We start from the raw sequence: 8,602 nt of genomic DNA, 5'->3' as shown, positions 1-8,602 counted from the left end.
GTGTATCTGCACCATTCCCTGGAAAAGAATGGATTAATGCTGTAGATTATATAGGCAAAAAAGTTGTAGATGTAAATAAATTAATAACTCATAAGTTTAAATTAAGTGAAGGACCAGAAGTATTTGAAAAAATATTAGCAAATAGAGATGAATTTGGTAAAGTATTATTTTTCCCAGAATGGGATGAAAAATAAGGGGAGAGCAATATGAGTATAGACACAATAGTTAAAGAATTAGAAGTTGCTTCTTTACAAATTAGTGAAGAACAAGTAGAAAAAATGATAAAACTTATAGAAGGGCATAAGAGAATATTTGTGTACGGAACAGGTAGATCAGGTTTAATGTTAAAAGCTTTTGCAATGCGTTTAATGCAATTAGGATATAACTCTTATGTAGTTGGAGAAACTACTACTCCATCAGTTCAAAAAGGAGATTTATTAGTAGTGGCTTCTGCTTCAGGAGAAACACAAAGCGTATGCAATGCAGCAGATAGCGCAAAAGTTCAAGGTGTTGATGTAGCAGTTATCACATCAAGTAATAAATCAACTTTAAGCTCTAATCATGAAGCTATAATAACTATAGATGCAGCTACTAAATTTTCTACATCAAAAAGTAGCATACAACCATTAGGTAGTTTATTTGAACAAATGTTATTAATAGTATTTGATACTGTAATTTTAAAAATGAGTGAAATTGATGCAGAGTCTAATAATGACATGGCAGCAAGACATGCAAGCATTGAATAAATAATATAAATATCAAATTATAGTAACAGTTTTGTATAAAATAGAATAGTTGTTTTAGGTTATGCTGGGATGAAATTTTATCCCAGTATTTTTTAATTAGATCGATTCAGATAAAATATTATGATAACTAAAAGGGACGAGCCATACAAGCATAATTTACGAAAAAAACTAATATATTATTGTAGTATAGTTTGAGAAAGGAGGGAGGTCTTGAAGGTATATATTTCTAATTATTTGTCGCACAGTATAAGTATCATTGATTACGAAACTCTTGAAACTGAAAGAGAAATCGAGTTAAATCAGAACATTTATCCACATCACTTTTGGATAGAGGAAAAAGAGCAAAAAATATTTATCCCCAGCTTAAATAATGGAACGCTTTATACTTTGGATATGATAAGTGGCGAAATTATTGATTCGGTATCTGTTGGTGGTAGTTTAAGCCAAATATTTATGTACGAAAAGGAATTATTTATTTCTAATGAGGATACAAATAGCATTTATATAATAAATAAAGATACGTTAGATTTAATAGGTATGATAACTGTAGACGATATGCCACATGGATTTAGCTATGATCAGAAAAATAAAAGGTTGTACGTTCCATGTATAAATTCAATAGTATGCATAGATATAGAAAATAAAGTTATCAACAAGAAAATCGATACTGATTTTAAAGCGTGGCATTTAAAAGTGGATAAGAAAAAAAATGAAATATATATATCAACATTGGATGGAAAATTAGTAATTTTAAATGGAGAAACTTTAGAAGTAATTGGCATTTTTGAGGAGCTGTTGTTGCCTGTGCAGATAGAGTTTAATTACAGGGACAGCAAGGTGTATATAAGTGATTTAGGATACAATCAGATAAAAATTCTAGATTATAAAATGGGAAAATATATAGGAAAAATAAAAATCGACGGAATTCCACAAGGGCTTGAAATATCTAAAGATTGTAGTAGATTATTTGTATCCGATACGAAAAATAACACTATAAAGGTTTATGATACAAAGACAAATCGACTACTAAAGGAGCTTCAAGTAGGAAAAGAGCCTACAACAATAGTTTGTTTGTAGGCTACTTTTTATATGTAGTAAGTAAATTGATTACTTCAGCGTACATATGAGAAGCGTTCTTTTTCCAGTTATTGCAAATATGATTTGCTTGTTTTTCAGAAGAAACATTTAGATTTAAATCTATTAAATTGCTTTGATTTTCAATTACTCTAAGATTGACGATGAATTCATTTTCACTTTGTTTAACAAAACTAGATTTTACTTGAGTTTCAGCTAATAAGCTTTCTTTGTTTAATTTTATATAGTGGTCTACCTTGTTAGCTGAATCAATTGGAATTTTAAGCATAAGAGATTCTAATGTTTCAAGTCCCTTTTGAGTTAGACAATAAAACTCTTTGTCAGAGTCTTTATATATCTTTAAAAATTTTGATTCCATAAGCTGAGATAAAAGTTGTTGCAATGAGAAATAATTCATCATTTCGGTTTCTAAAACAACTTGAGTGATTTGAGAGTTTGTCAAATCCATTTTAATTTTATATAAAATATACAAGATTAAAAGCTTGTGGTAAGCTGTTTCTTCAGATGAATTTTCAAACATATTTATCATCCTCCACTAAACTATTATAATACTATATTAAACTAAAATATAGAAAAATAAAAGGTGTAAAATAGTTAAATTTTTTTACAACGAATATTTTTTTATGAAAAAAGGCTACCAAATTGGTAGCCTCCTTTGTTGGTTTTTCCACCTAAAAGTTTTTAGGGGATTTTAATACTCAAGCATTAAAATTTACTATTTACCAGCCATTTGTTTTTCAGCCATTTCGACTAATTTCTTAGTCATATATCCACCAACATAGCCATTTTGTCTAGCTGTTAAATTACCTTTATCAACTGTTTCATAGTTAGATAAACCTAATTCGTTAGCTATTTCTAATTTCATTTGGTTTAATGCAGCTTTAGCCTCAGGAACAACTTGTCTGTTATTTGTGTTTGCCATAGTAAATTTCCTCCTTAAGTTAATCAACATTTATTTAATGTTGTTGATTATAATTTCTCCAAATTGAAATATTATATTCTAAAAAATTTTGGTAGAGCAGTTATTTTTAAGGAATTTAAAAATTTAGTTATTTTTTTATAAATAGAAAAATAAATTTTTAATAGAATGTATGAAGTTATAAATAGTGAAGGAGGATGAGTTTACTTTTGAGAAAAAAAGCTTTTTTAAATAGTATAGTTTTATTTTTAATTGGATTGCTTTTGATTTTTGCATTAGCTTTTTGTATAAAGACGTATTTCAGTGAGCAAAATGCAGATATTCCGATACACAAGGTCGATACAGACGAGAAGAAAATTTCTCTGACATTTGATATTTCCTATAGCGAGAGAAATGTAGATGAAATTTTAGCTATTTTAGATAAGTACGATGTGAAAGCGACTTTTTTTGTTGTAGGTAATTGGATAGATAAAAATAAAGCTGTAGTAGAGGAAATACATAAGAGAGGTCACGAAATAGAAAACCATTCTAATACACATCCTAATTTCAATGAAATATCAGAGGAAGATATAAATACAGAATTAGAATCGACTTCTAAAAAAATCAAAGAAATTACAGGGCACGAATCTAATATATTCAGACCACCGTTTGGAGAAATCGATGAAAATAGAGTTAAACTATGTGAATCCCTAGGATATACAGTTGTAAAATGGAATGTAGATTCAATGGATTGGAAAAATATAGATGATAATAACATAATTGACAGAGTTGCACAAAATACTTCTCCAGGTTCTATAATACTATTTCACGGAGATGGCAAAAATGTAGATTATTATTTGGATCAAATCGTATATTATTTTAAGCAAAATGGATATAACATGGTAAAGGTTTCAGATTTAATTTACGATGAAAATTACTACATAGATTCATCTGGCGTACAGACATTGAAGAAATAATTTAAATACAAATAGCCAGTACATAAAAATAAAATGTAATAAATATAGATTTAAAAAAATATATTTATAACGTATAGAGATAAAGAAATAATTAACAATTCGGAGGGATAAAGAGTATGGTAGTTATGAAAGGCGATACAAATATTGTAAATTTGTGTGGGGAACTTGAAGATAATTTAGAATTTAGTCATGAAATATTTGGAGAAAAATTTTATAATGCAAAAATAAAAATAAATAGATTAAGTGATTCTAGTGATATCTTGCCAATGACCATTTCAGAACGATTGATACAGGAATTAGACTTCGAAAAGAATAAGCATGTAAATGTAATCGGGCAACTTAGATCGTATAATAAGAATGTAGGAGAAAAAAACAAATTAATTTTAACTGTATTTGTGAGGGAAATAAAGCCAATTGATGAAGAAAACAAAGATCCTAATAGTATTTACCTAGATGGTTATATATGCAAACGTCCTACATATAGAAAGACTCCTTTAGGTAGGGAGATAACAGATTTGTTAGTCGCTATAAATAGACCTTACAACAAATCTGATTATATACCTTCTATAGTGTGGGGAAGGAATGCAAAGTTTGCCAGAAATTTAAAAGTAGGCGACAGGATCCAAATGTGGGGTAGAATTCAAAGTAGACCTTATGAAAAGAAAATAGATGAAGAGACTATAGTAAAAAAAGTAGCCTATGAGGTTTCAGTTTCTAAAATAAAAAAAGTAGAAGAGGATGAAAATTAAATATTTACGTATTAAAAATTAAATAAAAGATGTAAAATATAAATAAGAATTTTATAATCTATAGAAACAATGTTTTCATATAAATTATACAAATACGATTTCTTGTGTATTTTAAAAATTTATCCTCTAAAATATAATGGAGGATTTTTTGTTTAATAAAATAAGGAGGATTAGCATGAGTATTAATTATACAGTAGTTGCAGTGATAATGCTATTTGTAGTTCTTGTAAGCATCCAATTTACACTAAATAAAATATTGATGATTTTAAAGGATATAAGAGAAATACTTCTTAATAATAAGGTAAAGGATGATTATAATGAAAGAACTAGAAAATATTAAGGACGATATACAGAACATAGCAGAGGCTATTTTGTCTGTTTTAAATATAGATGTAACTATAGTAGACGAGAACTTTATAAGAATTGCAGGTACAGGAAAATATATAGATAAAATTGGAGACGAGGTCGATGGATATTCTGCTTTTAAAAAATCTTTTACGGAACAGGTTGAAATTTTTATTGAAGATCCAAAGAATAGTACCATTTGTAAAGGCTGTGACCATGTGAAAATTTGCAAGGAATTTGCAGAGGTATGTTGTCCTATAGTTTTAGATGGTAAGTCTTATGGAGTTATAGGACTTATAGCATTTAGCCAACAACAATCTGATGCTATAAAGGGTAATATAAATGACTTGATGAATTTTTTGAAAAAAATGGCGGATTTGATTTCAAGTAAGCTAAAGGCGCAAATCAATACTGAAGAATTAGAGGTAGAAAAAAAGAAATTAGAAATTTTGCTAGACAGTATGGATAAGGCCGTAGTTTCTGTAGATATAAATGGTCATGTAGATAAGTGCAACCATAAGTTTAAAGAGTTATTTAATTTAAGAGACGAGGATTTATTTGAAAAGAGCATGTTTGATGTATTGAATTTCATTAAAAAAGTAAATGATAATAATTTCAATAAATATAAAATGGGAAGCTTTGTCTACAATAAAAGAAACAGAAATGTAAAAGGAATTTACAATATAAATAAAATAATGATAAAAGGAAAGTTCAAAGGATATGTTATAGACTTCATAGAAAAGAAGGAGGCTATAAAGAACTACAATAAAATCAACAAGGATTACAAAATAACTCTAGATAATATAATCGGAAATAGCGAGCTAATAATTCAAACTAAAAGAAATGCATTGATAGCATCTCATTCTACTTCGACTATATTGATTACCGGCGAAAGTGGAACGGGTAAAGAATTATTTGCAAGATCAATACATAATCATAGCGCTAGAGCGGATCATCCTTTTGTAACTGTAAACTGTGCTGCTATTCCAGATAATCTACTGGAAAGCGAGCTATTTGGATACGAAGAAGGAGCTTTTACAGGTGCTAAGAAGGGGGGTAAATTAGGAAAATTTGAATTAGCTGATAAGGGAACTATATTCTTAGATGAAATAGGAGATATGAGCTTGCATTTACAGGCTAAGCTACTTAGAGTTCTCCAAGAGCGCGAGTTAGATAAAATCGGTGGAAAGAGCAATATATTCATAGATGTAAGAATTATTGCAGCTACAAATAAAAATTTAAGTGCTATGGTTAAAAATGGCTCTTTCAGAGAGGATTTATATTATAGATTGAATGTTATTCCTATAAAATTACCGAGCCTTAGAGAGCGTAGAGAGGATATACCGCTATTGATTGATTATATGATAAAGGAATATTCGGACAAGCTTGGAAAAGAGATTTTAGGTATAGACGAAAATGCCAAGCAGCTACTTATGAATTATGAATGGCCAGGTAATATTAGAGAGCTTCAAAATGTAATTGAATATAGCATAAATATGTCTCAATCTAAAATTCTAACATTAGATTCCATGCCAAAAACACTTACAACCATAAATTATGTTGAAGAAAGAGTAGACAACGAAGAAATAAGAACATTAGAAGAATTAGAAATTAGAGAAATAAAAAGAGCTTTAGATTTGTATAAAAATTATAAAAAGGATAAGGAATTAGCCGCAAATGCTTTGGGGATATCTAGAGCTACTTTATATAGAAAATTAGAAAAATACAAGGACAATCTTGATATAAAATAATTGCAATTTGATTTAAAATAGTCTCAAAATGAGATAAAATCTCATAATGAGATTATTTTTTTTGAAACTGAGAAAATATAAATATATATTACTTCAAAAAAATAAATATAAAATGATAATCTAAAAAATATTTAAAGTAATTATCAAAAAATAATTAATAAAAAATATTTTTTGAAATGTAAAAAGTTGGCACGAAAAATGCTATTAATATTATTAAGAAAAATTTTTATTTGAATTATGAGATTTATTTTGTTTTAGTTAATTTAGGAGGAACGGTCATGAGAGATATAAGAAAACAATTAATTGAAATGTTAAAGGCAGAAGTAAAACCTGCATTAGGATGTACAGAACCAGTAGCAGTAGCACTAGCTTGTGCAAAAGCTAAAGAATTATTAGATGAAGAAATAGTAGAAAACAGAATTTTAGTAAGTCCAAGTATATATAAAAACGGAATGTGCGTAGGAATTCCAGGTACAGATAGATTAGGATTAAAAATAGCAGTTGCAATGGGATTTGTAGGCGGACATTCAGAAAATGGTTTAACAGTATTAGAAACACTAGATGATGAACAAGTAAAAGAATCAGAAGACTATGTAGATACAAAGCCTATAAATATAATTCCAGCACAAACTAAAGATAAAGTATTTATAGAAGTTGACTTAAGAGGAGAAAATAACATAGCAAAAGTAGTTATAAAAGAAAAACACGACAATTTTGTATATTTGCAAAAGAACCAAGAGGTTTTATTAGATACAGGTGATTTCAACCAAGAAGACGTTGTAGAAGAAACTGTTTCACCAAGAAAAGAAACATTAATGGACACTACAGATATAAAAGAAATAGTACAAAATGTTGAAAAAATGGATTTTGAAGACATCAAGTTCTTATTAGATGGAATTCAAATGAATATGGATATAGCCAAATACGGATTAAATAATAAAGCAGGAATCGGTGTTGGATTTGGTATTAAGAGAGCTAAAGAAGAAGGATATATGTCTAATGATTTATTAACTGAGGCTATGATGCTAACAGCTGCAGCTTCAGATGCTAGAATGGCAGGTATAAAAATGCCTGTTATGAGCTCAAATGGTAGTGGAAACCACGGTTTAACAGCTATACTTCCAATAGTTGCATATAACAATAAATACCCTCAAACTGATGAAAACTTAGCAAAAGCATTGGCAATATCTCACTTAGTAACTGGATATATCAAAAATTACACTGGTAGATTATCTGCAGTTTGTGGATGTGGTGTAGCTGCTTCTACAGGATCAGCTGCTGGTATATCTTGGCTTATGGACAGAGATATCAACCACATAAAAGGTGCTATAGAAAACATGATAGCTAACTTAAGTGGTATGATTTGTGACGGTGCAAAGGCTGGTTGTGCATTAAAATTATCTTCAGCAGCTTCAGCATCAATCCAAAGTGCTATAATAGCAAAACAAGGATTCCATGTTCCACCTAAAAATGGTATAATCGGTGACAAAGTAGAAGAATCAATTAAGAACTTAGGTAAAGTAAGTGACCAAGGTATGCAAATTACAGACCAAGTAATTATAGATGTAATGAACGAAATAAATAAAGTTAAATAGTTTATAAATTAGGCACAAGTTAATAATTATAGATATTAAATGAAAAATAACTCTATTTTGATCTTATATGATTGGAATAGAGTTATTTTTTTGCATATAATTAAAAAAATGAAACTTTTTTCGAAAAATAATACACTATATAACGAAAGGAGAAGAAAATGAGCGCTCAGATATCAATAGAAAATTTTGAAGAAATATATAAAGCTACATACAATAGCACATTAAAATACATAATATGTAAATGTTCAAATATAGAAGATGTCAACGATTTATTGCAAGATACATATGTAGAGCTGTATAAAATTTTAAAAAGAAAAAAATACATATTATTAGAAAATCAATCGAATTTCGTTATAGGAATAGCTAAGAAGAAAATACAAAGACATTACGGATTGCTGTATAAACTAAAAACATATTCTATATCGAAAAATTCAGGAGAGGATGAA

At 28.6% G+C, this 8,602-nt stretch carries 10 protein-coding genes and 1 pseudogene; 9 read left to right on the top strand and 2 right to left on the bottom strand.

Annotation, left to right across the window (positions count from 1 at the left end; translation table 11 throughout):
* The 3 genes and pseudogenes from ACI3VO_RS00195 to ACI3VO_RS00185 form a co-directional block, all read left to right on the top strand.
* Nucleotides 1-194, top strand: a pseudogene (locus ACI3VO_RS00195) (galactitol-1-phosphate 5-dehydrogenase); the annotation flags it as partial.
* Between the two features lie 12 nt (nt 195-206).
* Complete coding sequence (gene hxlB, locus ACI3VO_RS00190) at nt 207-746, top strand: 6-phospho-3-hexuloisomerase (protein ID WP_439755971.1); 540 nt, start codon at nt 207-209, stop codon at nt 744-746.
* Between the two features lie 210 nt (nt 747-956).
* The gene (locus ACI3VO_RS00185; RefSeq protein ID WP_439755970.1) at nt 957-1,823 is read left to right on the top strand and encodes a YncE family protein; all 867 of its coding nucleotides are present in this window, start codon (nt 957-959) and stop codon (nt 1,821-1,823) included.
* 1 nt (nt 1,824) lies between these two features.
* On the opposite strand, the gene ACI3VO_RS00180 is transcribed toward ACI3VO_RS00185, so the two are convergent.
* Both ACI3VO_RS00180 and ACI3VO_RS00175 read right to left on the bottom strand, forming a co-directional pair.
* Nucleotides 1,825-2,361 (bottom strand): DUF4364 family protein, encoded by a 537-nt coding sequence (locus ACI3VO_RS00180; protein ID WP_320624827.1) that lies wholly within the window; start codon nt 2,359-2,361, stop codon nt 1,825-1,827.
* A 195-nt stretch (nt 2,362-2,556) separates the two neighbouring features.
* Nucleotides 2,557-2,763 carry an alpha/beta-type small acid-soluble spore protein gene (locus ACI3VO_RS00175; protein WP_290686549.1) on the bottom strand — a complete coding sequence of 69 codons (207 nt, stop codon included), beginning with the start codon at nt 2,761-2,763 and terminating at the stop codon, nt 2,557-2,559.
* 194 nt (nt 2,764-2,957) lie between these two features.
* On the opposite strand from ACI3VO_RS00175, the gene ACI3VO_RS00170 reads away from it, so the two are divergent.
* From ACI3VO_RS00170 to ACI3VO_RS00145, 6 genes are all read left to right on the top strand, one after another.
* Nucleotides 2,958-3,716 (top strand): polysaccharide deacetylase family protein, encoded by a 759-nt coding sequence (locus ACI3VO_RS00170; protein WP_439755969.1) that lies wholly within the window; start codon nt 2,958-2,960, stop codon nt 3,714-3,716.
* A 116-nt stretch (nt 3,717-3,832) separates the two neighbouring features.
* Nucleotides 3,833-4,465, top strand: coding sequence for a single-stranded DNA-binding protein (locus ACI3VO_RS00165; RefSeq protein ID WP_320924513.1), 633 nt, complete (start codon nt 3,833-3,835; stop codon nt 4,463-4,465).
* A gap of 175 nt (nt 4,466-4,640) precedes the next feature.
* Complete coding sequence (locus ACI3VO_RS00160; protein WP_320924512.1) at nt 4,641-4,805, top strand: hypothetical protein; 165 nt, start codon at nt 4,641-4,643, stop codon at nt 4,803-4,805.
* Nucleotides 4,774-6,561: a sigma-54 interaction domain-containing protein gene (locus ACI3VO_RS00155; RefSeq protein WP_439755968.1), complete on the top strand. Its 1,788-nt coding sequence runs from the start codon at nt 4,774-4,776 to the stop codon at nt 6,559-6,561. Before ACI3VO_RS00160 ends, ACI3VO_RS00155 begins: the two co-directional genes overlap by 32 nt.
* Before the next feature lie 278 nt (nt 6,562-6,839).
* A complete protein-coding gene (locus ACI3VO_RS00150) occupies nt 6,840-8,156 on the top strand; it encodes an L-cysteine desulfidase family protein (protein WP_439755967.1) in 1,317 nt (438 codons plus the stop codon).
* A 158-nt stretch (nt 8,157-8,314) separates the two neighbouring features.
* On the top strand, nt 8,315-8,602 hold a 288-nt coding region (locus tag ACI3VO_RS00145), incomplete at its 3' end, for a hypothetical protein (RefSeq protein WP_439755966.1).

Origin of the sequence: Intestinibacter sp. (genome assembly GCF_051866655.1) — a bacterium.
Classification (GTDB): Bacteria; Bacillota; Clostridia; order Peptostreptococcales; family Peptostreptococcaceae; genus Intestinibacter.
The sequence above is the reverse complement of the archived record's forward strand: the minus strand, read 5'-3'. Positions and strand labels throughout refer to the sequence as shown.

What these genes read in the sequence shown, in the direction of transcription:
- ACI3VO_RS00150 (WP_439755967.1), top strand. Translation starts at nt 6,840, where the DNA reads ATGAGAGATATAAGAAAACAATTAATTGAAATGTTAAAGGCAGAAGTA.
- ACI3VO_RS00175 (WP_290686549.1), bottom strand. Translation starts at nt 2,763, where the DNA reads ATGGCAAACACAAATAACAGACAAGTTGTTCCTGAGGCTAAAGCTGCA.
- ACI3VO_RS00165 (WP_320924513.1), top strand. Translation starts at nt 3,833, where the DNA reads ATGGTAGTTATGAAAGGCGATACAAATATTGTAAATTTGTGTGGGGAA.
- ACI3VO_RS00180 (WP_320624827.1), bottom strand. Translation starts at nt 2,361, where the DNA reads ATGTTTGAAAATTCATCTGAAGAAACAGCTTACCACAAGCTTTTAATC.
- ACI3VO_RS00170 (WP_439755969.1), top strand. Translation starts at nt 2,958, where the DNA reads ATGAGTTTACTTTTGAGAAAAAAAGCTTTTTTAAATAGTATAGTTTTA.
- ACI3VO_RS00155 (WP_439755968.1), top strand. Translation starts at nt 4,774, where the DNA reads ATGATTATAATGAAAGAACTAGAAAATATTAAGGACGATATACAGAAC.
- ACI3VO_RS00160 (WP_320924512.1), top strand. Translation starts at nt 4,641, where the DNA reads ATGAGTATTAATTATACAGTAGTTGCAGTGATAATGCTATTTGTAGTT.
- hxlB (WP_439755971.1), top strand. Translation starts at nt 207, where the DNA reads ATGAGTATAGACACAATAGTTAAAGAATTAGAAGTTGCTTCTTTACAA.